Below are 25421 nucleotides of genomic sequence, written 5' to 3'. Positions count from 1 at the left end.
ATCTTCTCGTTCGTCTCTTCTCGTTCGTCAGCCCGCGCGGGAGCCGTCCCAATCGATGGTCGGCGAGCGCCACGGCGGCCAGTGGTCGTCTTCGGCCGGCACGTCGACCGACAGATGGTGGAAGCAGTCCTGGCACTTGGTCACCATCCGAGGCCCGATGAAGTTCGCCACCGGATACCTGCGGACGTCCGCCGACCCGCACTGCGGGCACACCCGGTCCGTCTGCTTTCGTTCGACGACGACGTGGTCCTCCGCGGGCGGCGGGAACAACAGCCGATCGACTCCACTCATGCTGAAACCTCCTTGTCGGTGCGGCTCCCCCGGAAGTTCGGTGAGCACGCGGTGGGTACCTTCCATTCGCCTGCCGCGCGGGCACGGTCCAGTTCGCCGCGCCGACGAGCCGTTCCGTCGCGGTCCACGGCGCCGTCGGCGCCGAAGACCAGCCCGTAGGCCCGCTCGGCGAACTCGGCGCTGTACACGCCGTCCTCGACGTCGTCGATCACCGCGTCGATCTCCCGTTTCAGGGGGTCGCCCCAGCCACCGCCGCCGCCGACGATCAGCCGGAGCCCCTGTCCCGGAGCCAGCACGATCTGGCTGATCTTGCCGGTCTGGTACTTGGCGCCCTTGCCGAACTCACCGTGATCGGGGTCCGGGCGGCCGTCGTCGTCGAAGATCCCGAACAGCGGCTCGGCGCCCGTGTAGTCGAGCGAGTCCATCGCGACGGCCGGATCGAGATCGTGCAGGAGCCAGCCGTAGAACGGCATTCCGGCCCCGCCGCCCCGCACGCCCGGCGCACCCGCACGAATGCGGTCGCCGGTGATGGTCACGACTGTCGGGGCGAGCGCCTCCACGGTGTAGAGCGATCCGGAACCTCCCCGGTGCTCGCCGGCGCCGGCGGTGTCGGTCATCATCTCGTGCTCCCAGACGACGACGGGGTTCTCGCGCTCCACGTGCTCCTGCACCGACGACCGGCAGTTGCCCATCGACACCAGGCACAGGCTCAGCCCGTCGCTCTTCCAGGTGCCGCCCCAGCCGCCGCCGGGGAGCGAGAAGGTGGCCCACGGTGTGCCCTCGCGCCCGGTCCGGGTGTCGATGCCGCCGATGTTCATCATTCCGGCGGTGCCCGAGTCGCAGGCGATGGCCTGGTCGCCGATCGCCAGTGCCATCGCCTGGGTCATCAGGTTCACGATGCGGCTGCCGGTGTCGACGTGGTTCGAGCAGCTCGACGGCGGCAGGACGCAGACCGCACTGCCCGGCGGCATGATCGCCTCGACCGGGCGCAGGGTGCCGGAGTTCACCGGCGACGACGGATCGAGGATGAACTTGGCGCCGATGATGGCGCGAGTCGACTCGATCCAGGCGGTGCCGACGTTGCCGTTCGGCTGCCGCGAGGTGCCCGAGTAGTCGATCTCCATCGAGTCGCCGCGTACCTTGACCGTCATCACGATCTCCACCGGAACCGGGTCGATCGAGTCGTCGTCGAGGAAGTCGCTCACCCGGTAGTCGCCGTCGGGCATCCCCGCGATGCCGGCCCGCATGGCGGCCTCGGTCATGTCCATGCCGTAGGCGGCTCCCGCCGTCACCCGATCGATGCCGTAGCGGTCCAGGACGTCGGTGAGCTGCCGCGCGCCGACCTGCAGCGCTCCGGAGAGCGCCCGGATGTCGCCGAGCACCAGGTGCGGCACGCGGTTGTTCTCCAGGATGTAGTTGAAGGTCGGCCGCACCGGAACGCCCTCGGCGTACATGAGCGTCGGCGGGAACTTCAGCTGCTCCTCGAAGCAGGTCTGGGTGCCGTTGGCGAAACCGCCGGGGATCGGGCCGCCCATGTCCGCCACATGCGAGGTGGTGTGCAGCAGGAACTGCACCCGGCCGTGCCAGAAGACCGGCATCAGGAGGTTGATGTCGGAGCAGTGGACGGCTCCGCGCCACGGATCGTTGACCATGATCACGTCGCCCGGCTTGAGCGTGGCCTCGTCCCACTCGTCCATCACGAAGTTCGCGATGTGCTGGCTGACGAAGGCGTGCTGCACGCAGCCCTCCCACGATGCGGCCATCTCCCAGCCGGCGTCGGTCCGGACGTGCACCGCCGCGGTGCAGTCGCGGACGTCGCGGACGATCGGTGAGAAACCGCCGCGCATCAGCGTCTCGTGCATGTCCCGCGCGACCTCGATGAGGCCGTAGCGCAGGGTCTCCAGGTCGACGAGGTCGAATCCGTACTTCTCGTGCGCGTCGACCGCCGAGATGATCTGTGTGCTGTCGGACATGTCAGTCTCCCAAGGTGACGATGAGATCGCCGGATTCGTCGATCCGAGCGGTGGAGCCCTCGTCGAGGGCCGTGGTGGCGTACTGCTCGACGATGACGGCGGGGCCGTGGATCCGGTCGAGGGTGCTCAATCGCGCCCGGTCGTGCACGGGCACGTCGCCGAAGTCCTTGCCCGCCAGACGCAGCGGAGCGTGCCGGAGCAGGCTGGAGCCCTCCGACTCGACGGCCCCGCGCGGCGCCTCCGCGGGCCGGGCCGCTGCGGCGGTGACCTCGACGGTGGTCACCATGATCGGCAACTCTGTCGCGGTGAACCCGAAACGCTGCTGGTAGAAGTCGTGCACACGCTGCGCGATCACCTCCAGGCCCGCTTCGTCGACGTGGTCCAGCGGCACCGAGATGCGGTTGTCCCAGGTCTGGCCGGAGTACATCGCGAAGATCTCGCGGCTGGTCGTCACATCGGATTCGGTGACGCCCTGGTTGAGCAGATCGGCCTTCGCCTCCCCCTCCAGTCGGGAGAACTCGGCCTCGAGCGTCTCGGCCCCGAGCACCCGCAGCGGCGCCATCGGGGACACCGCCTTGGTGACGCGCAGGTCCGAAGAGATCAGGCCGTAGGCGGAGAACTCGCCGGGGTGTCGCGGCACGACCACCGAACCGAGGCCCAGTTCGCGCGCCACCTGGATCGCCATCATCGGCCCGGCGGCGCCGAACGCCAGCAGCGAGAACTCGCGCAGATCCAGTCCCCGGTAGGTGGAGATCGACCGCAGCGCGCCCGCCATGTCCGAGCACGCCAGCCGGTAGGCGCCGTCGGCCAGCTCGGTCGCCGACATGCCCACCTGGGCGCCGACCTCGGCCAGGGCCTTCTCCGCGAGGTCGGGCTGCAGTCGCAGCGAGCCGCCGGCGAACAGGTCGGGCTGCAGGATGCCCAGGTGCAGGCACGCATCGGTGATGGTCGGACGGGTGCCGCCGCGGCCGTACGACGCCGGGCCGGGCACCGACTGCGCGGACTCCGGGCCCACCCGCAGACCACCGAGGCGGTCGACGTGGATCAGGCTTCCCGCGCCGGAACCGACCGACTGCACGTCGACCGCGGGCATGGTCATCACCAGTCCGTGTTCGACGGTCCACAGGTCGGTCATCGGCGTCGCACCGTCGCGCACCGCGGCGATGTCGGTGCTGGTGCCGCCGACGTCCATGGTCAGGTAGTTGCTCGTCCCACCGCCGTGGGTCCGCGCGAGCTGGACGGCGCCGGCGACGCCGCCGACCGGACCGGACACCAGCTGGAAGACGGGTGCGTTGGAGGTCTCCGAGATGGAACCGACGCCGCCGTTCATCGTCATGATCCACAGCGAGCCGCCGAAGCCGATCTCCGCGAGACGCTTCTCCAGGCGCGAGAGATAACCGGTGACGGTGGGGCCGACGTAGGCATCCATCGCCACGGTGGTGGTCCGCTCGTGCTCCTTGGTGACCGGGTACAGCGCCGAGGTCTGGATGTAGAGCTCCGGGTACTCCTCGCGCAGGATCTCCGCGGCGCGCAGCTCGTGCTCGTCGTTCAGGTACGCGTTCATGAAGCAGATCGCGACCGCCTCGACGCCCTTCTCCTCGAGCTCGCCCGCCACCTCGCGGACCTGCTGTTCGTCGAGGGCCAGGATCGGCTCGCCGTCGTATCCGATGCGTTCGCGGATGCCGTAGCGGTCGCGACGGCGGATGATCGGGCGTTCCTGGTGCGGCCGCAACCAGGTCGGGTCGTACAGTCGTGGACCGAATTCGCGGTCCATCCGACCCAGGTCGAGCAGATCGCGGTGGCCCGCCGTGCTCAACAGCGCGGTGTGCGCTCCGGTCCGGCTGAGCACCGCGTTGATGCCCTGCGTGTGACCGTGCACGATCTCGTCGATGTCGCCGACGGCGATCCCCGAGTTCGTGACGGCCTCGAGGACGCCGTCCTCCTGGTGCGGCCGGGTGGTCAGCACCTTGAGTTCCTTGATCTCACCGGTGGTGCGATCGATCGCCACCAGGTCGGTGAAGGTGCCGCCGACATCGATCCCGAGCCACCAACGTTCGCCGGTTGCCATGGTCCCTCCTTCGTGAGGTGAATGTGTCGCCTCTCACTTTCACCTCCCGGTGTGATCCGTGTGATCCACCGTTCGGCGGAGATCCCCTCATCCCTTCGACTGAGATGCCCCGGCGACGGTCGCCTCCGATGCCGCGCCCACGACCCGAACGGTCAGGTCCCTCGGGATCGGAGCCACAGCGCCACGGCCTCCGACCTGCTGGACACACCGAGCTTGCGCAGGATGCTCGAGACGTGGGTCTTCACGGTGGCTTCGGAGAGTCGCAGTCGGCGGGCGATCTGCCGGTTGGCGGCGCCTTGCGCCAGCAGTTCGGCGACGTCGGTCTCCCGCGGGGTCAGCGGGGCCCCGGCCGGACGGACTCGGCCGTCCGCGGCGGCGGCGACGCCCGACGTCCGCGCGCCCGATGCTTCGAGTCCGGGCGACACCGCCGCGGCCGGGCCGAACGGATCGTTCTGCAGCGCGGCCAGCCCCTCCCGCACGCGGACCATCGCCAGGCTCTGGGCGAACCCCTCGGCGAGCGCCTCCAGAAGCACCCGATCGGCGGACGTGACGACCCTCCGCTGGAAGTACTGGTCGGCGTGCACCATCCCGACCACCCGGCCGCCGACCTCGACGGGGGCGAGACCGTACGACTGCGACCTCCCGATCTCGGCGAACTCCCGGAACACCCGCGGATTGTCGGGCACCTCGGTGACGATCGCCGGGCGCCCGGAGGTGACGACGTCGGTCTCGATGAGAGTCTCGTCCAGCAGGTGCGGGTTCTCCATGCCCACCGCGAGCATCTCCCGCGCCCACGACGGAGCCCGCGGGACGTGCATGGCGCGCATGTTCCAGCGACCGTTCTCGACGGTGGAGATCAAGGTCCGGTCGAAACCGAGGCAGTCGTGTCCGACGCGGGAGGCGATCTCGCAGAGCGACTCGAACGAGGCGGCCACCCGCATCTCGGCGACCGCATTGCGGATTCCACGCGCCACGCCCAGTTCCCGTTCGGCCGCCCACGTCCGTTCGGCGTCCACCTGCAGTCCGCGAAGGTCGCCCAGCAGCTCCGAGACCCGGCTCGCGCGCTCCGGCCCGGGGAGGGAGGGCCCCCGGGTCATCGATGTGACCGCTTCCGTCGAGGCCTCGTTCAAGACCCGCGTGAAGTCCGCCCGGTCGGGGTGGGCAGGAATCTCGATCCTGCTCCCACCGGGAAGATCACCGACACGGTGGACGAGCTCGGTGAGCCGCTCGGCGAACTCCTCCTCGACACGCTCGTGCGGTCGCCCGGACGACGCCGACCCGCCGACCGCACGAGTCTCCGCGATCATCCCGTCACTCCATGTCTCAGCGAGTCGTTCGGGCCGCGCCGGCCAGTCGGGCCGCCCGGATCATCCGGGCGGGATCGTCGAACACCGGGATGCCCGCCTCGCGCAACAGCCCCAGCCCCTTCGGGGCGAGTTCGGCGGCGATGGTCCAGGCGACCAGGACGGGTTTGTCGGTCTCGGCCACGGCGCCGGCGATCTGCGCGGCGAGTTCCTCGGCCATCGGGTCGGCGACGGTGGTCACCAGCACCGCGACCGCGTCCACCTCGGCGGAGGCGAGGATCACCTCGAGGGTCTTGCCGTAGATACTCGGGTCCGCGGTGACGCGGCCGGTCACGTCGACCGGGTTGGCGATCGCCGCGTAGCTGGGCAGGATCTCCCCGATCGTCGTGCGCAGCCGCTCCCCGAAGACGGGCACCTCGAAACCCTCCCGGGTGGCCAGGTCGGCGATCATCGAGCAGGCACCGCCCGACGTCGAGACCACGCCGAGGCGGGCGCCGTCGTCGAGTCCCGCGCCGATGTCGCGCAGGGCCAGCGCGTCGAGGAGTTCGGTGATCGTGTCGATCGGCGTCGCTCCCGCGCGGGTCAGCAGCGACCGGTAGACGGCGTAGTCGCCGGCGACGCTGCCGGTGTGCGACTGCACGGCCCGGGCGCCGACCGCGGTGCGACCGACCTTCAGGATCAGGACGGCCTTGCCGCCGGCCCGGGCCCGCGCGATCGCGTCGAGCAGCCGCCGACCGTCGTCGACGCCCTCCACCACCACGGCGATGGTGTCGGTGGTGTCGGTGCCCGCGAGATGGTCGATGTAGTCGGCGATCTGCAGGGTCGCCTGATTGCCGACGCTGATGAAGTGGCTGAGACCGATGCCGCGCTCGGCGGCCTGCGACGAGAGGCTGCCGCCGAGGGCGCCGGACTGGGCGATCAACGCCACCCGGCCGCTCGGGATCTCCGCCATGCTCTGCGCCTGCGAGAAACTCACCTGGACCTTGCTGCCCGGGCTCATCACGCCGACCGTGTTCGGTCCGCACAGCGCGATGCCGTAGCGCCGGGCGACGGCCCCGAGTTCGGCCTCGGCCTCGTCGGCGCCGACCTCGGAGAAGCCCGAACTCATCACCACCGCGGCGCGCACGCCCTTCTCGCCGAATCCGGCGAGGACCTCGGCGCAGGACCTGGCCGGGACGACGATGCACGCCAGGTCCACCGAGCCCGCTTCGACGTCGGCGATGGACGGCACCGCCGGGTAGCCGTCGATCTCGGCGGCCGTCGGGTGCACCACGGTGACCCTCCCGGGGTAGCCGTGCTGTCGTAGATAACCGAGCACACGGTTGCCCGGCTGCAGGGCGGTCGCGCTGGCGCCGATCAGGACCAGCGACTCCGGCTCGAGCAGCGGGGTCAGGTCGGGCACCTCGTACGCCTCGGCGGGGGCGGCGTCGGCCGGGGCCGGGTCGACGGCCATGCGCACGTCCACCACGAGCGGACCCCGGTCGGTCACCACGAGGGGGTTGAGGTCGGCCTCGGTCAGACCCGGCACCCGCTGCGGCAGGGTGGAGGCGGCCGCGATCACCTCGGCCACCTCGCCGGTGACGTCGGGATTGCCGCGGAACTCGCCCAACGCGGTGCCGATCGCGAGTCCGCGCAGCAGCTCCCGCGCCTCGTCGACGGTCAGCGGACAGGCCGCGATCGCCCGTTCCGGCATGATCTCGACGAGACCGCCGCCGGCGCCGACCACGATGACCGGTCCGAAGGTCTCGTCGTGTTTGAGCCCGATGAAGACCTCCGGTCGACGGGTGTCGACCATCTGCTGGACCAGGATCCGCCACTGCTCGTCGGCGAGACCCTGGGCGGCGGCGACGGCCTCCAGGCGCGCGGCGGCGGCGCTCGCATCGTCGTCGGTGTCGATGCCGAGGATCACCGCGCCCACGTCGGCCTTGTGGACGATGCTCCGGCTGATCAGCTTCATCACGACCGGGCCGGGGACCGACGCGGCCGCGGCCACCGCCTCGGCGGCGGTGTCGACCAGACGTTCGGCCGCCAGCGGGACGCCCGCCGCCGACATCGCATCGGACAGTTCCTGGTAATCGAGCAGCACCGTACGTTCTCCACTTCAGTCGGCCGATCGGCGATCGTGTCTCCGCGCGTCGTGCGGCGCGGGCACCTCTCGATCGAATTCTAACGATATGTTAGATAACCGGCAACGGTTTCTTGACTACAGTTAGATTCGCCCCACCGCACGACGGCGACGTCGTGCGCTCCGCGCTCACCGCCCGGGAGACGCTTCAGCGACGACGGAGACGCCATGACTGCCACCGACTCGGCCACCCCCACCCGCCGGACCACCAAGTCCGAGGAGACGCGCGCCCGGATCATCGCCGCCGCGGGAAAGGTGCTCGCCGAACAGGGCTACGAGCACACGCGCCTCTCCGCGATCGCCGCCGAGGCGGGACTGCAGACCGGCAGCCTCTACTACTATTTCGACTCCAAGGAGCAGCTGGTCGAGGAGGCGCTCGGCGGCGGCGCCGAGTACACCCACCGCCGCGTCCGGGAGGCCGTCGACGCCCTTCCGGAGTCGGCGACGCCCGGCGACCGGCTCTTCACCGCCGCCCGCAACTTCATCGCGGCCCGCCTGGAGATCGGCGCGGTCTCGCCCGCGCACATCCGGAACTACCGGTCCCTGCCGGAGGAACTGCGCGAGCGCCTGCGACCCGAACTCGAAGCCTTCTCGACGCTGTGGGACCGTCTCGTCGAGGACGCGGTCACCAGCGGCGAGATCCGCGCCGACATCGATCCGTACGTGCTGCATCTCTTCGTGGTGCACACGTCCGAACAGCTCGCCAAGTGGCCGAGCCACACCAAGCCGACGCCCGCGGCCACCGTCGACACCATCTTCGCGCTGATGCTCGACGGACTGACCGGGCCGGCGGCGGGCTGACCGCCTCGCCGGAAGGCGCTGCCGCGCCCCTTCGGCACCCCGGCCCGCCGCGCTCGCACCCGGTTCAGGGAGCGACGGGGCCGCGCGGGATCGCCTCGAGCGGCGTCGCCGGATCGAGCGACGAGAGATCGCCCGGGTCCCGACCCAGGTAGCGGGCCCGCAGCGCGCGACGCATCACCTTGCCGTTCTTGGTCTTGGGCAGCGAGGCCACCACGTGGACCGTCGGCGCGAAGGCCCGCCCCACGTTCCGCTCCGCCTCGGCGGCGATGTCGGCGTGGACGGCGTCCGGATCGGCCGGCACCACGAAGCCGACCACCCGCTGGCCGCGCTGCTCGTCGGGCACGCCGATCACCGCGGCCTCGACGATGCGCCGATCCACCAGCATGCTCGCCTCGATCTCGCCGGGCCCCACGCGGCGGCCGGACACCTTGAGGGTGTCGTCGCTGCGGCCGTGGATCCGCCAGGTGCCGCGGGCGTCGACGGACGCGAGATCGCCGTGCACCCACACGCCGTCCCAGCGGCTCCAGTAGGTCTCCAGGTACCGCTCCCGGTCTTTCCAGAACGAGTGCGTCATCCCCGGCGAGGTGTTGAGCACGCAGATCTCGCCGACCTCCCCGATCACCGGCTCGGCGTCGTCGTTCAGCACCGCCAGATCGATGCCGAGCATCGGGGCGTTGAACGACGCCGGCTCCATCGGCAGGAACGGGTACGAGACGGCGATGCCGCCGCCGATCTCGGTGCCGCCGCTGTAGTTGACGACGGGGCGCCTGCCCTCGCCGATCGTGTCGAAGAGCCAGTGCCAGGTCGGCTCGTCCCAGGCCTCGCCGGTCGATGCGAACGTCCGGACGGTGCTCAGGTCGGCGCCGGGGTCGTCGCCGGCGGCCTTCAGCGCCCGGGCCGCGGTCGGCGCGATGCCCTGGAAGGTGACGCCGTTGCGCTCGGCGATCTCCCACAGCCGGTTCGGGGTCGGGTACGTCGGCACGCCTTCGGTGAGGACCAGGGTCGCGCCGAGCTGCAGCACCGCGCTGATCAGCAGCGGCCCGAGGAGCCAGCCCATGTCGGCGATCCAGGCGACCACGTCGTCGTCGTGGATGTCGAAACCGTAGGCGAAGTCGACCGCCGCCTTGACCGCGAAGCCGCCGTGCGAGTGCACGATGCCCTTGGGTCGGCCGGTGGTGCCCGACGTGTAGACGATGGTCACCGGATCGTTCGACTCGGTGGACGCGGTCTCCACCGGAGCCGGATGCGGATCGAGTTCGTCGTGGTAGACGTCCCGGCCGGCGGTCGTCGCGACGTCGTTCCCGACGTTGCGGACGACGATGCACGTCTTCACGATGCCGCCGGCCAGGTCCATCGCCTCGTCGGCGGTCTCCTTCATCGGCACCGTCCGGCCGCGTCGGGTGGACCCGTCGGCGGTGATGAGCACCGTGGCACCGGAGTCGACGAGGCGCGTGGCGACCGCATCGGCGCCGTATCCGGAGAACGCCGGGACCGAGACCGCGCCGAGCATCGCGCAGGCCAGGTAGGCGATCGCCGCTTCGGGCACGATCGGCAGGAACAGCACCACCCGGTCGCCGCGCCGCACGCCGAGGGCGGCGAGGTTCGCCGCCAGGCATTGGACTCGCGCGTCGAGCTCGGCGTAGGTCAGCTCCCGACGGCGACCGCCGTCGCCCTCGTAGATCAGGGCGGTCTTGTCGGCGCGCGGCCCGGCCGCGTGCCGCGCCGAGCAGAGCGTCGCGAGGTTGATGCGCCCGCCGACGAACCATTTCGGGAAGGGCTTCCCGTCGCCGTCGTCGAGCACGCGCTCGAACGGCGTCTCGAACTCGATGTCCAGGTCCCGGACGGCATCGCGCCAGAAGCGCTCCGGCTCGTCGACCAATGCGCGGTGCACGTCGGCGAGCGAGTCGTACCCCCAGGTGCGCATCGCGGCCAGCAGCCGACTGCGCCCGACGACCTCGTCGGGCGGCGTCCAGACCGGATCGGCCGGACCGCCGACGATCCCGGGTCCTCGCATGCTCTCCACCTCCAGTTCAGCGGATGTCGTCGCGGGTTCAGGAATCGATCTCGGGGCGCTTGAGCATCAGGCCGACGCGGGTGGTGTCGCAGACCACCTCGTCACGCTGGTTGATGCCCTGATGGTGGAAGGTCACCAGACCGGAGTCGTCGCGGCTCTTGGACTCGCGGACGGCGACGATCTCGGTGCGCACCCGAATGGTGTCGCCGTGGAAGGTCGGTGTGGGGAACTTGGTCTCGGTGAAACCGAGGTTGCCCAGGGTGGTGCCGTAGGTGGTCTCCTGCATCGAGATGCCGCAGACCAGGCCGTGCAGGAACAGACTGTTCACCAGGCGCTGCCCGAACAACGAGTCCTTGGAGTACTCGGCGTCCAGGTGCAGCGGCGCCATGTTCAGGGTCATCGTCGAGAACAGGACGTTGTCGGCCTCGGTGATGGTGCGACGCACCTCGTGCTCGATGACCTGTCCGACCTCGAACTCCTCGAACCACATTCCGGTCATTGTCGATCCTCTTCCTCAGATGTCAGCGATGTCGCGGCGGGAGCGGGGCCGAGGGCCGATGCCCCCGCGCGGCGCGCGAGCCCGGTCGTCACGTGGTCCAGGTCTCGCCTGCGCAAGCACAATGTACAACATTTTCTAACAGATCGATAGATTTTCTGTTAGGTTCTGCATGCCCCACCGTGTGCACGGTGGCGGCCGTCCCCTTCCACCGTCAGAGAGGTGCTCCATGCCCGTCCCCGCGCACAATCCCGAAGTCGGCGACGACGATTTCGAGGCGATCCTGGCCTCGGTCCGAGACTTCGTCCAGACGCGCGTCGTCCCCCGTGAGAAGGAGATCGCCGACACCGACGCCGTCCCCGACGACATCCGCCAGGCGTGCAAAGACATGGGACTGTTCGGCTACGCCATCCCGCAGGAGTGGGGCGGCCTCGGCCTGAACCTGGTCCAGGACGTGGAGCTCGCCATGGAGATGGGCTACACGACGCTGGCGTTGCGCTCGATGTTCGGCACCAACAACGGCATCGCCGGCCAGGTCCTGGTCAACTTCGGCACCGATGAACAGAAGACCCGATGGCTCGAAGGCATCGCCTCCGGCGACGTCGTCGCCTCCTTCGCCCTCACCGAACCCGGCGCCGGCTCCAACCCCGCAGGCCTGCGCACCAAGGCGCGCCAGGACGAGAACGGCGACTGGATCATCGACGGCGAGAAGTGCTTCATCACCAACGCCCCGAACGCCGACCTCTTCGTGACCTTCGCGCGCACCCGGCCCGCCGACGAGAACGGCCCGGGCATCGCCGTCTTCCTGGTCCCCGCCGACACCGAGGGCGTGTCGGTGGCCCCGCACGACGCCAAGATGGGCCAGCAGGGCGCCTGGACCGCCAACGTCGCCTACACCGGCGTCCGGGTGCCGGATTCGGCGCTGGTCGGCGGCGACGTCGACACCGGTTACCGCGCCGCGATGATCTCGCTGGCCCGCGGGCGCGTCCACATCGCCGCCCTCGCCGTCGGCTCGGCCCAGCGCGCCCTCGACGAAGCGCTCCGGCACGCCACCGTCACCACCCAAGGCGGCACCCCCATCGGCGACTTCCAACTCGTCCAAGCACACCTGGCCGACATGCAGACCGGCATCATGGCCGGCCGCGCCCTCGTCCGCGACGCCGCCCAAAAATGGGTCCTCGAAACCGACCGCAGAATCGCCCCCTCCGTCGCCAAGCTCTACTGCACCGAAATGGTCGGCGACATCGCCGACAAAGCCGTCCAAATCCACGGCGGCAGCGGCTACATGCGCGAAACCACCGTCGAACGCATCTACCGCGACGTCCGCCTCCTCCGCCTCTACGAAGGCACCAGTGAGATCCAACGCCTCATCATCGGCGGCGGCCTCGTCCGCACCGAGAAGAAGAAGCTCGGCTGACGCCGACGCGGCACACGAAGAGCCCGCCCGACATTCCTCGGGCGGGCTCTTCGCCGCGGTCGTACCGCGTCGACGTCTCCGCCTGTCAGCCGGCGAGCTGTGCGACCGGACCGTCGACCACCAGCAGACCGAGGTCGGTGCTGCCGATCTTGGTCAGCGAACCGTTCGGGTTGATCCGGAACGAGTGCGCGTGCGTGGTGCCGAGTTTGCCCGGCGAGAACACGTCGATGGCGTACAGATACTTGTCGTTCGGGTTGAGGACCACCAGCGCGGGCATGGTGAGGACGTCCGAGGCGTACGGCGATCCGGGCAGCGGGGTCAGTCGACCGTTCTTCCCGATGTTCCAGCCGGTGATGTTGAAGCTGCCGGCGTTGGGCACGTAGGCGCGCTTGCCGTCGGCGGTGATCTGCACCTCGTGCGAGATGGGACCGCTGAACCACGAGCCGATCGGCGCCAGGTTGCCGTCCTTGAGGATGCGGTAACCGCGCACGTCCATGCTCATCTCGTGGGCGATGTAGAAGAACTTGCCGTCCGGGGTGGTGTTGCCGTTCACCGGGGTGATGCCCGCGCTCACCGTGCCCAGCGGAATCAGTCTGCCGCCGCCTCCGACGCGGTAGCTCTTGATCCCCCACTCGAAGGCACTGGCCACGCGCACGAACTTGCTGTTCGGGTCCACCGTGACCATCGGCGCGAGGGTGGCGTTCAGCTGATCGACCGAGTGTCCGGTGTCCTGCAGCCGCCCGGAATCGGTGATGCGCAGGGTCTTCAGCCGACCGAGACCGTTGGCGACGTAGAGGTACTTCCCGTCGGGGGACGGCTGGAAGGTGACCGGCACCCCGCCGACGCCGATCTTCTGGATCGGGTTCAGTCGACCCGAATCGGAGATCCGGTACACGGCGATCGCCTGGTCGAGCATGTTGCCGACGAACACGGTCCGGCCGTTCTGCGCGACCTTCACCGACATGGTGCCGTTGCCGGTCGACTGTTCGCTCACCTTCCGCAGACCGCCGCCGTCCAGCAGCCGGAGGACGACGACCTTGCCCATCTCGGTGCCCGCCACGACGAGGAACTTCGGGTTCGACGAGGCCGCCTGCGAAGCCCCCGGCTCCGCGGTGGCCGTGGACGGAACGGAGATCAGTCCGAGTATCAGTGCGGCGACGGTCGCGAGAGCGGCCAGGGCACGGACCGGGCCCCCACCTCTCCGCGACGTGCCGCCGACGGATTGCTTGTTCAATGTCTCTGCCTTCTGTGTGACCGGATGATGCATCTTTTTCGACGCTAATGTGATTGCAGCCACGCAGGTGTTCAGACTTCTGGACAGTCTGCCGGTCTTCACTCCAGGCCCTTGAACTGGAAGGATGCACGAATTCCGGGTGGTCGTCCGGACTCACCGGACGACCACCCGGTCTGCGAGGCGACCGCCCGTCAGGTCCAGATCCGGGTGACCACCGACTTGGTCTCGAGGAACTCGGAGATGCCCTCCGGCCCGCACTCACGACCCCACCCGGACTGCTTGTAGCCGCCGATCGGCAACTGGACGCCGCCCGCCCGGTGGATGTTGATGTTCACTCGGCCGGCCCGGATCCGCCGGGCGACGGTGAGTGCGGCGTTGACGTCCCTGGTCCACACGCTCGACGCGAGACCGTAGGAGGTGTCGTTGGCGACCGCGACGGCCTCGTCGACGTCCGACCACGACATCACGCCGAGAACGGGACCGAAGACCTCCTCCTTCACCACCCGCATCGACGGGTCGACGTCGGTCAGCACGGTCGGCTCGTAGTAGTAGCCGCGGTCGCCGGTCCGCCTGCCGCCGGTGATCACGGTGGCCCCGTCCTCTTTGGCGCCGGCCACGTAGTCCTCGACGCGACCGAGTTGCCGGGCGCTGACCAGCGGACCGAGTTCGACGCCCGGTTCGGTGCGGTAACCGATCTTCATGTTGCGAGCCACCTCGGCGACGCCCTCCGCCACCCGATCGGCGATGTCGGCGTGCGCGAGCAGTCGGGTGCCCGAGGTGCAGATCTGTCCCGAGTTCCAGAACATCCCGACCGCGAGCGCCGGCAGCGCCGCCTCCAGGTCGGCGTCGGGCAGCACGATCATCGGCGACTTCCCGCCCAGTTCCAGCGAGAGCTTCTTGAGGTTTCCGGCGGCCGCCTCGACGATCTGTCTGCCCACCGCGGTGGAACCGGTGAAGCTCACCTTGTCCACGCCGTCGTGCCCGGTGAGTGCGGCGCCCACCACGCCGCCGACACCGGTGAGGACGTTCACCACACCGGCCGGGACGCCGGCCTTCAGCGCGAGACCGCCCAGCGCCAGGGTGGTGAGCGAGGCCTCCTCCGACGGTTTCAGGATGGTGACGCATCCGGCTGCCAGGGCGGGCCCCAGCTTCATCGCGTTGCCGATCATCGGGGCGTTCCACGAGGTGATGAGCGCGGCGACGCCGACCGGCTCCTTCCGCGTGAATCCCTGGAAACGCATCTCCGCGGGTCCGATCTCGGCGCTGACGCCGTAGACCTTGTCCGCCCATCCCGCGAAGTAGCGGTACATGTTGACCGCCTCGCCGATCATCGCCCGCGCGGTGGGTTCGGGCATGCCGACGTCCAGGCTCTCCAGGCGAGCGAGCTCGTCGATGTTCTCGGCGATCAGATCCGAGAGCTTCCAGATGATCGCCGAACGCTGCTGCGCCGACAGCCGCATCCACCGTTCCTCGGCGAAGGCCTGACGGGCGACGGCGACCGCGGCCTCGACGTCGGCGTCACCGGCCAGTCCGACCGTGCCGATCCGTTCCTCGGTGCCGGGATCGATCACGGGCGACGACTCGCCCGAGAGCGGAGCCACCCATTCGCCGTCGATCAGCAGGGAGCCTTCGTGCAGGAGCGGGCTGATGCCCTCGTTCTCGTCGGTCATGACGGTGATTCCTTTCGCCGGCGTTCTCCGGGTGACGCGGCGCGGGCTCCTCCCGGCCGCGGGTGATGACAGGTCTTTCTCGACGACGACCAGACGGTTCTCCGGGACCGCCGTCTCTCCAGGGCCGCCGTCAGATCGCCTCGACCGCGCGCAGCGCCGCCAACTCGTCGTCGTCGAGCCCGGCGACCGTCCTGAGCACGTCCTCGGTGTCCGCGCCCAGCGGGTGCGCGGGCTGGTCCAGCACCACCGGCGTCGCCGACATCCGGATCGGGATCCCGGCCGCCTTCGCCTCGAGCGGTTCGCCGGTCAGGCCCGGCAACGCACCGATCACGCCCCGTTCGGCGAGGTCCTCGTCGTCGAGCACCTCGGCGCCGGTGCGCACACGCACGCACGGCACACCGCGCTCGGTTCCCAGCCGTTCGAGGACCTCGGCGGTGGTCCGCTGTGCGGTCCAGTCCTCGATCATCGTGTTGAGCACGGCGGCGTTGGCCGCCCGCGGTCCGCGCGAGGCGAACCGGGGGTCGACGGCCAGTTCGGGAACCCCCATCGCGGCGAAGATCTCGGCCGTCCAGGAGTCGGAGGCGCCGGTGAGGGCCACGTGACCGTCGGACGTGCGGTAGACGCCGAACGGCGCGAGCCGGTCGTGGTGGTTGCCCGAGCGGGCCGGGAATCCGTGGCGCCGCAGCACGTCGCCGTGCTCGAAGGGCAGCAGGGAGGCGAGCGCCTCGAGCATCGACACGTCCACCCGCTGTCCCCGGCCGGTGTCCCGGCGCGAGAGCAGCGCGGCCTGCAGTCCGATCACCGTGTACAGCGGAGCCAGCAGGTCCGCGATCGGGAGCCCGAAGCGCAGCGGCGGACCGTCGGTCTCGCCCGTGGCGTCCATCGCGCCGCTGAGCGCCTGCACGATCACGTCCATCGCCTTGGTCCCGGGGAACGCACTCGGCCGGCCGAGGCCGTTGAGCGAGCAGTAGATCAGCGCCGGGTTGATCTCGCGGAGCGTCTCGTAGTCCACGCCGAGCCGGTCGACGACGCCGTCGCTCAGGTTCTCGACCACCGCGTCGGAGTTCCGGGCGAGCCGGTAGAAGACGTCGCGTCCGGCCGCCGACTTGAGATCGAGCTCCACCGACTTCTTGCCGCGCGTGCGCGCCAGGACCGACAGCGAGACGTCGCCGGGTTCCATGCCGCCCAGGTGCAGCTCCCCCGACGGGGTCGCGAACGGCGGATTGAACCGGGAGATGTCGCTGCCGCCCGGCGACTCGATCTTGATCACCTCGGCCCCGAGCGCGACCAGGATCAGGGTCGCGTACGGACCCGACAGGGCGACGGTGAGGTCCAGGACGCGCACGCCTTCGAGGGGCCGGTGCTCCACCGGATCTTCTCCGGAAGTGGCTGTCATGCGCTATTTCTAACATGTTATTTGAAAATGTGAAACCGTTTCGCGCTCTCCGACGCCCTCACCGCCGACGCCCGGACGAGCGATCCCCCGGTGTGCTCGCGCCGGGCCTCGAGGCCCCCTCGCCGGCCGCCCCCGATGATCGAGACCCCTCGACGACCGAGCCCCCTCAGTGATCGAGACCCCTCGGTGATCGAGCGGAGTCGAGATCCGGCACCGGCCCGAGGGTGCCCGGCATCCCCGTCCGGCGACGGTCTTCCGCCGTCACGGAAGGATGCCGCCGGTCAGCGGGCGCGCACCGATGTTCGGGTGAGCGCGCGTGGATCGGGCACGGGAGGCTTCGACACCGGCCACTCACTCCGTTCGCGGCCGGGCTCAGCCGACGGAGATCCCAGCCCCCGGGGAAGAACACCGCCCCGTCCACGGAGATGCCGGGCGCTCCGCACGGGAGGACACGGCTCCTCGGCAGAGGCCCGGTTCAGTCGTCCGGCCACATCCCCTGGTCGGCCAGCATCGAGACGAGTTCCTCGGCGCCGGACATGATGTGCTCGCGCATCATGTCCGCGGCGCGCTCGCCGTCGTGGGCGGCGAGCGCCTCGATGATCTTCGGATGCGAGTCCATCGTGTCGTCGGTGTGACCCTCGATGTCGTTGTAGAAGCGGTTCGGCAGCTGTCGGACGATCGAGGCGAGCATCATGGCGAGCCGACGCGACCCGGAGGCGATGTTGACCGCGCGATGGAACTCGTGTCCGTACCGGACCGTGCCGTCGCGGTCGCCCGACTCCAGTGCCGCGCGGTGTCCCGCGAAGATCTCGCGCAGCTGAGTGATCTGCGCGGCGGTGATGTTCTCGGCGGCTCGACGCGTCAGCTCCGCCGCGAGGACGGCCTGCGCCCAGAACAGGTCGCGCACGTCCTGTTTGGTGAACTCGGCGACGACGAACCCCCGGCGCGGAACCAGTTCGACGAAGCCCTCGCCGGAGAGGATCAGCAGCCCCTCCCGGACCGGCGTGTTGCTCACCCCGACCGCCTTGGCGATCGGTTCGGTGCGCAGGAAGTCTCCGGGGCGGGCACGACCGGAGATGATCATCTCCCGGACGTATGCGGCGACGTCCTCGGACAATTGCTGTCGGCCCGCGGCTCTGGAACCGGTCTCCATCGTCATCGTCGTACCACCATTTCCTTCTCCCGCGCTCCGCACGCGCCCCACCAGGAAATATATAATACGGTTCACCTTTTTTCGGCATTCCGCGACGCGCCTTCCGGCGATGTTCGACGGTTCCCCTCCCCCGACTTCACAGACCACGGATAATATGAAGTATTCGATTCTCGGGGGATCGGTGACGACGGAGGAAATCGTGGCGCAGCAGCCGTACTCGGCATCGTGGTGGAATGCGATCGAAGGAGCAACGGACGACGACCGCGCGGCGATCCAGAGCCGTCGCCTCCGGGAGCAGATCGAGTACCTGGCGACGCACAGCGCCTTCTACCGCCGGAAGCTCGCCGCCGCGGGCGTCGATCCCGCCGCGGTGCGCACCGCGGCGGATCTGGCCGATCTGCCGTTCACCGAGAAACAGGAACTGCGCGACTCCCTGAAGGCGGCACCGCCGCTCGGTGAGCACGTCGCCGCGGCCGACGATCGGATCGTCCAGATCCAGGCGTCGTCGGGCACCACCGGCAGTCCCAGTTACGTGGGCCTGACCCGCGGTGACGTCACCACCTGGTGTGAGCTCGGTGCCCGCGCGCTCTACGCCAACGGCTTCCGCCCCGGCGATCGACTGCTGCACGGGTTCGGGATGAGCAAGGGCTTCGTCGGCGGCATCCCGGTGGTGCAGATCCTGCAGTACATGGGGATCGTCGACATCCCGATCGGCGCCGAGGCCGGTGCCGACCGACTGCTGCGAGTCCAGGCCGATCAGCGGCCGAACGCCCTGATCGGCACCCCCTACTTCCTCACCCACCTCGCCGAGCAGGCGCCGTCGATCGTCGGCGCCGAGGCGAAGGACCTCGGGGTGCGCACCATCAGCGTGGGCGGCGAACCCGGCGGCGGACTGCCCGTCGTCCGCGACAGGCTCGCCGGACTGTGGGGCGCTTCGGTGCGCGAGATGCTCGGCGGGACCGACATCGCGTGCACCTACTGGGGCGAATGCGAAGTCGGCGACGGCATGCACTTCCACTCCCCCGATCTGATGGTCGCCGAACTCATCGATCCGGACAGCGGCCAGGTGCTCGATCCGGTCGAGGGGACGACCGGCGAACTGGTGTACACCGCGCTCCGCCGAGAAGCCTCCCCGCTGCTCCGGTTCCGGACCCGCGACCACGTGGTGGTGACCGGCACCGACTGCGCGTGCGGACGCACCGGCTACAAGATCCGCTGCGTCGGACGCACCGACGACATGCTGATCGTGCGCGGCATCAATCTGTTCCCCTCCGCCGTCAAGGAACTGGTCGCCGAACTCGCGCCGGCCGCCACCGGCGAGATGCGGATCCGGGTCGACTTCGAGGGGCACACCACCCAGAAGCCGCTCGCGGTGGTGGTCGAACACGCCGCAGACCTGGATCCCGACGGGCAGACGGCCCTCAAGGAGGCCGTCGAGACCAGGATCCGGTCCGCGCTGAATGTGAAGGCCGTCGTCGAACTCGTTCCGGACGGCACCCTGAAACGTCCGGATCATGTGAAGGTCGCCCTGATCGAACGCGTCTGACCCCGACGACGACGCGGGGTGGGGCCGGGACGCTCGCCCCGGTCCCACCCCCGCGATCGGCGCGAGCGGCGTGCCGCTCAGCCCGCGACGACCTCGCTCTCGGTCTTGGCGGCGCGGGGGTCGATTCCGTCGACCTGCGGTCCGTCGGAGCCGCGCCGGGACTGGTAGGCGCGCAGGACCGCGACCAGGGCGGCGCCGAGAATCGCCAGCACCATGAACGCCAGCAGGCCGGCCCGCGGACTGACGAACACCGCACCGATCTGCGGCCCGAGGATGCCTCCGCACCGGGCGATGCCCACGCAGAAGCCGACGGCCGAACCGCGGCTGGACACCGGGTAGTACGCGGCGATGATGCCGTACATCAGGGCCGTGGAACCGGTGACGCTGAAACCGGTCAGGAACGCGGCGACGAAGATTCCCACCGCGCCGATCGCCTCGCCGTAGGCCAGCGCTGTCAACGAGATCGCGCACAGGACGAAGTACGGGATGATCGTGCGCGTCGCACCGCCCTTGTCGGCGATACGTGCGCCGATGTAGGTGCCGACCACCGAGCCGAACGACATGCACAGCAGCGCCCAGGTGCCCTGCATCCCCGCGAAGCCCATCGCCGCGGTCATCGCGGGCAGCCAGGTGTTCGGACCGTAGGTCAGGACCTGCTGGCAGAACACCACCAGCGTGAAGATGATCGTCGCGACGACGTACCTGTTCGAGAGCAGCAGCCGGTATCCGCCGGCGCCCGCGTCGTCGGCGGCCTTCTTGTCCGCGTAGACGACGCCGGGGTCGACGCCCCATTCGCGGATCACGACGAGCGACTCCTCCTCACGTCCCGTGGCCATCAGATAGCCCGGCGACTCCGGCAGCCGCCAGATCATGATCGGCACCAGGACCAGGAAGATCGCGGCGAAGCCGTACACCAGGCGCCAGTTCTCCAGCGGCGAGCCGGCCTCCGCGGCGGCGGTCAGCTCGGCGGCCGTCGGGAGCACCGTCAGCGAGATCGCGGTGACCAGGATGCCGCCGACCGGGTAGCCGATCATGGCGATGCCGTTGAACACCTGCCGCTTCCCGGCGGGCGCGAATTCGGCGACCAGGGCGATCACCGACGGGACGACGGTGCCCAGGAAGATGCCCGAGAGGATGCGGAAGGTGCCGAACGTCCCGAGCGAGTCGGCGAAGAGGCAGGCGCCGTTGAACAGTGAGAACAGCAGGGTGCCGACGATGATCGGCAGGCGGCGGCCGATGCGGTCGGCGATCGGTCCGGCCAGGATGAAGCCGACCATCATCGCGGCCAGCGTGGCGCTGTGGATGTTGGCGAGGGTCTGCTTGTCGGTGCCGAACTGGTGCATCAGCGACGGCAGCGTCGACCCGTAGATGGTCAGGTCGAAGCCGTCTCCGAGCATGGCGAAGAAGCAGAGGGCCAGGACGAATCCCGGCCCGCCCTTCCTCGTGGTGGCAGTAGTCGTCATGGGGACCCTTCTCGTGGCGATTCCGTGATCGAGGACGGGGCGTCGTCCGAGCCGGCCACCCCGGAACCTGTGACAGGAGCCCGGCTGCGGCTCGGCTGTGCCGTCCATCACTACGCACAATATATAATGCACCATAGGTGAGGACAAGGTTTCGGAACCGCGAAGAAGTGAGGCCCGGTGCCGGTCCTCCAGGAACCGGCACCGGGCCTTCGAGCGCTTTCGGCGGCGCGGGGCTCAGTCCTCGAAGAGATCCAGCAGCGAGGTCTCGCTCTCGGTGCCGATGATGCCCAGCGGCTTGGCGGTGGCGTCGTCGACGATCACCGACAGGTTCGCCTGCACGTCCTCGGGGGTGAGCTGCGGGTTGGTGTAGCCGTCGTTCATCGCCAGCGAGAAGCGCTGGATCAGGCCGCCCTGAGCCAGGATGGTCTCACCGGCCACCGCGCACTCGTCGGAGGCCAGGTAGGCCACCACCGGCGACACCATGGCGGTGGTCATGTTCTCCTTCAGGTGCTCCTTGAGCGAGTCCGGGATGTCGGCGGCCTCGGCCAGCCGCGTGTACGCGGTGGGGGCGATCGCGTTGACGCGGATGCCCTTCTTCAGCGCCTCGATCGACACGGTGCGAGTCCAGGCGAAGAGCGCGCCCTTGGAGGCGACGTAGGGGCTCTCCCCCTCCCAGCCGGACAGGGTCGGCGACGCGGTGCTGACCACGCGGCCGGCGCCGCTCGCCACCAGGTGCGGCCAGGCCGCGGCGGTGACGGCGACCGTGCCCAGGAAGTTGACCTCCATGTGGCGGCGGGTCTGCGCCATCGCGTTCTCGTCGAAGTCGGTGTGCTGGTCGATGCCGGCGTTGTTGACGACGATGTCGAGCTTCCCGAAGGCGTCGACGGCGGCCTTCACGATGCCTTCGGCGTCGGCGGTCACATCGCCCCGGTACGACGCGGCCCTGCCGCCGGCGGCGACGATGGCGGCGGCGGCCTCGTCGGCGGCCTCGGCGTCCATATCGCTCACCAGCACGGCGGCGCCGCGCGAGGCCAGCAGTTCGGCGTGTGATCGGCCGAGGCCGCGACCGCCGCCGGTCACCAGGGCGACCTTCCCCTCGAAGTTCAGCATGTCGTCATTCCTTTCCGTTGCGGCCCGCCCGAAGGACCCGTCCTCCCGGGCGCTCGTTACGAGTGCGCTCGGCGACCAGCCGGCGGGATCACATCTTTTATGTCATGTGTCCCGAGTCACCGGCTGTCCATGTTTCTGGACACTTCCGCCGTCGAGAACGACCGCTGAGCCCCTTCGACTCGCAGGCTCGCTGCGCTCGCGGGCGGCTCAGGGAGCGTCGGAGGCACGCCCCGACCTCCGAGAACGGAGAGGAGACGAATCGTCGACCGGCGGGGAAGCGGTTTCGCGCTATCGACTCGGGGGGCGAGGGAGCACCGTCCCGCACGGTTCGTCGTCGTCCACGATGCCGGAAGGCCGGTGACCGGGGCTTCTCAGCCCGGGTCACCGGCCTTCTCCGGTTCCGCGAGATCAGACGATCGTCGGGATCAGCCGTTCAGGTGCAGGTGCTCGCCGAAGAACGGGATCACCCGCTCCAGCGCCTTGCCGGTCGGCTCGGACCGGTCGTACAGGTCGTAGTGCGAGGCGCCCTCGACGACGAGCAGTTCCTTGCCCTTCGACGCCGCGCGGCCGAACAGCTCCATGCCCAGACGCTGGGAGGCGAACCCGCCCGGCTTGTCGCCGATCACCACGAGCAGCGGCTGGGTCAGGAAGGTCTCGACGCGGTCGTAGGCGTCCCAGAGCGCCAGCGCACCCTGTCGGGCGAAGTTGAAGCTGGTCTTGCCGCCGGGAGCCGCCCCGCGCGGGGTCTTGTAGTAGTCGGCCGCCTCCAGGACGTCGATGTCGGTGACACCGGCCTCCTGCGCCGCCTCCACCGACGGCGGCAGCAGGTCGTTGATCTGCTCCGCGGCGCCGCGGGCCTCCGCGGTGCGCTGGGCCGCGACGGCCTCGAGCATGCCCATCGGGTCGTACTGGGAGAAGCCCTCGCGCATGAGTCGTCCCACGTTGCTGCCCGCGATGGTGGTGAGCGCCTTGACGCGGCGGTCGATCATCGTCGCCTGCACCGCGTAGCCGGCGCCGCCGCAGACCGCGAGGACGCCGATGTTCTCGTCGTCGACGTAGGGCAGGGTCACCAGGTGGTCGATGACGAAGCTGAAGTCGCCGACCCGGAATCCCGGGTCCTCGACCGATCGCGGCTCGCCGCCGCTCTCACCCTGGAAGCTGGCGTCGAACGCGATCACCACGAAGCCGGCGTCGGCCAGCGCGGTGCCGTAGACGTTGCCCGAGGTCTGCGCCTTGCAGCTGCCGGTCGGGTGGGCCGACACGACCGCCGGGTACTTCTTCGACGGGTCGAACGACGGCGGGAAGTAGATGTCGGCGGCGATGTCCCACGCCCAGCCCTTGATGTCGACGGTCTCGACCTTCTCAGTCATTTCGCGATCCCTTCCGATCGTCGGCGCACCGGACCCTTCGTCCGTGCTCTTCATGTCTTCGATCCTAGGAACGACGAAAGAGGCCGAACAGGCAGAGAACAGACCTATGATCGCGGCCACTCCCGAACCGGAGCGAGGCCTGCGGGCACCGTCGCGCTCAGCGGGCGCCGGGGCGCAGCATCACCATCAGGGCCTCGCTCTCGGCGAGGACGGAGCCCTCCTCGTCGAGCAGTTCGGCGACGAGGAAGACCTTGCGGCCGTCGACGCGGTCGATCCGCCCGGCGTAGCGGACCGGGGCGTCCACCGGGGTCACGGCGCGGTAGTCCACCTTGAGGTAGGCGGTCCGGGCGATGGGCAGGCCCGCCGCCTCGATCACCCAGCCGTACAGGTCGTCGAAGAGATGCGCGACGGCGCCGCCGTGCGCGGCCGCGTGGCCGCCGACGTGGAACCTGCTGAACCGGACCGTGCCGCCGATGCCGTCGGGGCCGCGCTCGTCGAGGGTCCACGGCGGGGCGAGGACGGAACCGCGCCCCGGCAGGTCGACGGTGCGCGCGGCCGGGCCGGCGGCTTCGACGGCCTCCCGGTGCGGTTCGAGGATCGCCGCGACCTCACCGATCTTCTCCGCGGCGCGCCGGTACGCGTCGTCGTCGGCATCGGCGGCGACCGCCAGGTCCATCAGTCCGCGCATCGCGTGGAAGAAGTCCGGGTACGACGCCGGGGCCTCCCGGTCGGTGTACTTGAGGAACTCGCCGCGCCGGTCGACGACGACGTGCCGCTCGTCGCGCGGTGTGTCGCCGTGCTCGGTCATCGTCGACGGTCCCGTCAGCCGCGGGAGTCCGGACGCCACTCGTCGAGCACCGCGGCGAGGTCGCGCGGCGCCGCGGGCGACGGCGCGGGCTCGCGGGCGGGGGTCCGCGAGAAGCGCGGCGCAGGCGCCGGATGGAGCACCTCGCCCACCCGCCGGTACAGGCCGCGGGCGCGACCGTGCTCGCTGTCGGCGGCCTCGTCGAAGGTGAGGACCGGACCGGCGCACGCATCGGTGCCCGCGAAGACCTCCGCCCACTCGTCGCGCGACCGCGCGGCGACGGCCTCACCGATCAGTGCACGCAGACGCGGCCACTGCGCGCGATCGTTCTGTGCCGGCCAGTCCGCGGTGTCGACGCCGAGCCGCGAGACGAACTCGGCGTAGAAGTCGGCCTCCAGTGCGCCGACGGCGAGGTAGCCGCCGTCGGCGCACCGGTAGGTGTCGTAGAAGGGCGCCCCGGAATCGAGGAAGTTGGTGCCCCGCTCGTCGGAGTAGAGTCCGGCGGCCCGCAGGCCGTGGAGTTTGGCGGTGAGCAGCGCCGCGCCGTCGGCCATCGCCACGTCCACCACCTGGCCTTCGCCCGTGGTCCGGGCCGAGAGCACAGCCGAGACGATCCCGAGCGCCGCGAGCATGCCGCCGCCGGCGTAGTCGCCGAGCAGGTTGATCGGCGGCAGCGGCGCCTCACCGGCCCGGCCCAGGTGTCCGAGCACCCCGGAGGCGGCCACGTAGTTGATGTCGTGGCCGGCCTCGCGGGCGCGCGGCCCGTCCTGGCCGAAGCCGGTCAGCCGGGCGTAGACCAGCGCCGGAGCGGCGGCGAGGAGACGGTCGGGACCGAGACCGAGGCGTTCGGCGACGCCGGGCCGGTAGCCCTCGATGAACACCTCCGCCGCCGCGGCCAGCGCGATCACCGAGTCCCGGCCGGCCGGATCCTTCAGATCCACCACGACCGAGTCGACCCCGCGGCCCACCACGTCCGTCTCCGGCGTCATCCCGCTCACCTGGGCGAGCGCGCGGGCGCCGCGGGCGGCCGGGCGGTCCACCCGCACCACCTCGGCGCCGAGGTCGGCCAGCAGCATGGACGTGTACGGCACCGGGCCCATTCCGGCGAGCACCACGGCTCGGACGCCGTCGAGCGGTCCGGTCATCGCACGATCCTCCTCGATCCCTGTGAACTCGTCCGCCGGC

19 protein-coding genes are annotated in these 25421 nt (G+C 70.0%); 3 read left to right on the top strand and 16 right to left on the bottom strand.

All coding sequences use genetic code 11. The features are described from left to right. Positions 1-27: 27 nt before the first annotated feature. The 5 genes from QM809_RS04975 to QM809_RS04955 form a co-directional block, all read right to left on the bottom strand. Positions 28-291 (bottom strand): hypothetical protein, encoded by a 264-nt coding sequence (locus QM809_RS04975; protein ID WP_415044710.1) that lies wholly within the window; start codon positions 289-291, stop codon positions 28-30. Then, on the bottom strand, positions 288-2264 hold the full coding sequence (locus QM809_RS04970; protein WP_415044709.1) for a hydantoinase B/oxoprolinase family protein: 1977 nt from the start codon (positions 2262-2264) through the stop codon (positions 288-290). Before QM809_RS04970 ends, QM809_RS04975 begins: the two co-directional genes overlap by 4 nt. A 1-nt stretch (position 2265) precedes the next feature. Then, positions 2266-4332 (bottom strand): hydantoinase/oxoprolinase family protein, encoded by a 2067-nt coding sequence (locus tag QM809_RS04965; protein ID WP_415044708.1) that lies wholly within the window; start codon positions 4330-4332, stop codon positions 2266-2268. A gap of 152 nt (positions 4333-4484) precedes the next feature. After that, positions 4485-5639 carry a LuxR C-terminal-related transcriptional regulator gene (locus QM809_RS04960; protein WP_415044707.1) on the bottom strand — a complete coding sequence of 385 codons (1155 nt, stop codon included), beginning with the start codon at positions 5637-5639 and terminating at the stop codon, positions 4485-4487. A 16-nt stretch (positions 5640-5655) separates the two neighbouring features. Next, positions 5656-7722 (bottom strand): acetate--CoA ligase family protein, encoded by a 2067-nt coding sequence (locus QM809_RS04955; RefSeq protein ID WP_415044706.1) that lies wholly within the window; start codon positions 7720-7722, stop codon positions 5656-5658. 207 nt (positions 7723-7929) lie between these two features. On the opposite strand from QM809_RS04955, the gene QM809_RS04950 reads away from it, so the two are divergent. Then, positions 7930-8562, top strand: a complete 633-nt coding sequence (locus QM809_RS04950; protein WP_415044705.1) for a TetR/AcrR family transcriptional regulator — start codon at positions 7930-7932, stop codon at positions 8560-8562. A 64-nt stretch (positions 8563-8626) separates the two neighbouring features. Here the strand turns inward: QM809_RS04950 and QM809_RS04945 are convergent, their stop codons facing one another. Continuing rightward, positions 8627-10576, bottom strand: coding sequence for an AMP-binding protein (locus QM809_RS04945; RefSeq protein WP_415044704.1), 1950 nt, complete (start codon positions 10574-10576; stop codon positions 8627-8629). Between the two features lie 37 nt (positions 10577-10613). Continuing rightward, positions 10614-11075 (bottom strand): MaoC family dehydratase, encoded by a 462-nt coding sequence (locus tag QM809_RS04940; RefSeq protein ID WP_415044703.1) that lies wholly within the window; start codon positions 11073-11075, stop codon positions 10614-10616. 226 nt (positions 11076-11301) lie between these two features. On the opposite strand from QM809_RS04940, the gene QM809_RS04935 reads away from it, so the two are divergent. Further along, positions 11302-12489 (top strand): acyl-CoA dehydrogenase family protein, encoded by a 1188-nt coding sequence (locus QM809_RS04935; protein ID WP_415044702.1) that lies wholly within the window; start codon positions 11302-11304, stop codon positions 12487-12489. Between the two features lie 85 nt (positions 12490-12574). On the opposite strand, the gene QM809_RS04930 is transcribed toward QM809_RS04935, so the two are convergent. The 4 genes from QM809_RS04930 to QM809_RS04915 form a co-directional block, all read right to left on the bottom strand. Further along, positions 12575-13723: a lactonase family protein gene (locus QM809_RS04930; protein WP_415044701.1), complete on the bottom strand. Its 1149-nt coding sequence runs from the start codon at positions 13721-13723 to the stop codon at positions 12575-12577. Between the two features lie 191 nt (positions 13724-13914). Further along, the gene (locus tag QM809_RS04925) at positions 13915-15393 is read right to left on the bottom strand and encodes an aldehyde dehydrogenase family protein (RefSeq protein WP_415044700.1); all 1479 of its coding nucleotides are present in this window, start codon (positions 15391-15393) and stop codon (positions 13915-13917) included. A gap of 130 nt (positions 15394-15523) precedes the next feature. Next, positions 15524-16789, bottom strand: coding sequence for a CaiB/BaiF CoA transferase family protein (locus tag QM809_RS04920; RefSeq protein ID WP_415044699.1), 1266 nt, complete (start codon positions 16787-16789; stop codon positions 15524-15526). Between the two features lie 475 nt (positions 16790-17264). Next, on the bottom strand, positions 17265-17948 hold the full coding sequence (locus QM809_RS04915; protein ID WP_415044698.1) for a GntR family transcriptional regulator: 684 nt from the start codon (positions 17946-17948) through the stop codon (positions 17265-17267). Positions 17949-18123: 175 nt separating this feature from the next. Between QM809_RS04915 and QM809_RS04910 the strand changes: the two genes are divergently transcribed. Further along, positions 18124-19488 carry a phenylacetate--CoA ligase family protein gene (locus QM809_RS04910; protein ID WP_415044697.1) on the top strand — a complete coding sequence of 455 codons (1365 nt, stop codon included), beginning with the start codon at positions 18124-18126 and terminating at the stop codon, positions 19486-19488. A 77-nt stretch (positions 19489-19565) separates the two neighbouring features. Here QM809_RS04910 and QM809_RS04905 read toward each other — a convergent pair whose 3' ends face one another. The 5 genes from QM809_RS04905 to QM809_RS04885 form a co-directional block, all read right to left on the bottom strand. After that, on the bottom strand, positions 19566-20951 hold the full coding sequence (locus QM809_RS04905) for an MFS transporter (RefSeq protein WP_415044696.1): 1386 nt from the start codon (positions 20949-20951) through the stop codon (positions 19566-19568). Positions 20952-21185: 234 nt separating this feature from the next. After that, positions 21186-22061, bottom strand: coding sequence for an SDR family NAD(P)-dependent oxidoreductase (locus QM809_RS04900; protein WP_415044695.1), 876 nt, complete (start codon positions 22059-22061; stop codon positions 21186-21188). Positions 22062-22486: 425 nt separating this feature from the next. Further along, on the bottom strand, positions 22487-23431 hold the full coding sequence (locus QM809_RS04895; protein WP_415044694.1) for an alpha/beta hydrolase: 945 nt from the start codon (positions 23429-23431) through the stop codon (positions 22487-22489). 157 nt (positions 23432-23588) lie between these two features. After that, positions 23589-24239, bottom strand: a complete 651-nt coding sequence (locus QM809_RS04890) for a hotdog domain-containing protein (RefSeq protein WP_415044693.1) — start codon at positions 24237-24239, stop codon at positions 23589-23591. A 14-nt stretch (positions 24240-24253) separates the two neighbouring features. Continuing rightward, positions 24254-25381 carry a CaiB/BaiF CoA transferase family protein gene (locus QM809_RS04885; protein ID WP_415044692.1) on the bottom strand — a complete coding sequence of 376 codons (1128 nt, stop codon included), beginning with the start codon at positions 25379-25381 and terminating at the stop codon, positions 24254-24256. Between the last annotated feature and the right edge of the window lie 40 nt (positions 25382-25421).

This window comes from Gordonia sp. (in: high G+C Gram-positive bacteria) (assembly GCF_047600385.1).
Taxonomy (GTDB): Bacteria; Actinomycetota; Actinomycetes; order Mycobacteriales; family Mycobacteriaceae; genus Gordonia.
This window is presented reverse-complemented; position numbering and strand designations above follow the sequence as displayed.

Coding starts and splice junctions, on each gene's coding strand:
- QM809_RS04960 (WP_415044707.1), bottom strand. CDS start 5,639: ATGATCGCGGAGACTCGTGCGGTCGGCGGGTCGGCGTCGTCCGGGCGA.
- QM809_RS04935 (WP_415044702.1), top strand. CDS start 11,302: ATGCCCGTCCCCGCGCACAATCCCGAAGTCGGCGACGACGATTTCGAG.
- QM809_RS04885 (WP_415044692.1), bottom strand. CDS start 25,381: ATGACCGGACCGCTCGACGGCGTCCGAGCCGTGGTGCTCGCCGGAATG.
- QM809_RS04900 (WP_415044695.1), bottom strand. CDS start 22,061: ATGCTGAACTTCGAGGGGAAGGTCGCCCTGGTGACCGGCGGCGGTCGC.
- QM809_RS04920 (WP_415044699.1), bottom strand. CDS start 16,789: ATGACAGCCACTTCCGGAGAAGATCCGGTGGAGCACCGGCCCCTCGAA.
- QM809_RS04950 (WP_415044705.1), top strand. CDS start 7,930: ATGACTGCCACCGACTCGGCCACCCCCACCCGCCGGACCACCAAGTCC.
- QM809_RS04890 (WP_415044693.1), bottom strand. CDS start 24,239: ATGACCGAGCACGGCGACACACCGCGCGACGAGCGGCACGTCGTCGTC.
- QM809_RS04940 (WP_415044703.1), bottom strand. CDS start 11,075: ATGACCGGAATGTGGTTCGAGGAGTTCGAGGTCGGACAGGTCATCGAG.
- QM809_RS04915 (WP_415044698.1), bottom strand. CDS start 17,948: ATGACGATGGAGACCGGTTCCAGAGCCGCGGGCCGACAGCAATTGTCC.
- QM809_RS04945 (WP_415044704.1), bottom strand. CDS start 10,576: ATGCGAGGACCCGGGATCGTCGGCGGTCCGGCCGATCCGGTCTGGACG.
- QM809_RS04895 (WP_415044694.1), bottom strand. CDS start 23,431: ATGACTGAGAAGGTCGAGACCGTCGACATCAAGGGCTGGGCGTGGGAC.
- QM809_RS04970 (WP_415044709.1), bottom strand. CDS start 2,264: ATGTCCGACAGCACACAGATCATCTCGGCGGTCGACGCGCACGAGAAG.
- QM809_RS04905 (WP_415044696.1), bottom strand. CDS start 20,951: ATGACGACTACTGCCACCACGAGGAAGGGCGGGCCGGGATTCGTCCTG.
- QM809_RS04925 (WP_415044700.1), bottom strand. CDS start 15,393: ATGACCGACGAGAACGAGGGCATCAGCCCGCTCCTGCACGAAGGCTCC.
- QM809_RS04975 (WP_415044710.1), bottom strand. CDS start 291: ATGAGTGGAGTCGATCGGCTGTTGTTCCCGCCGCCCGCGGAGGACCAC.
- QM809_RS04965 (WP_415044708.1), bottom strand. CDS start 4,332: ATGGCAACCGGCGAACGTTGGTGGCTCGGGATCGATGTCGGCGGCACC.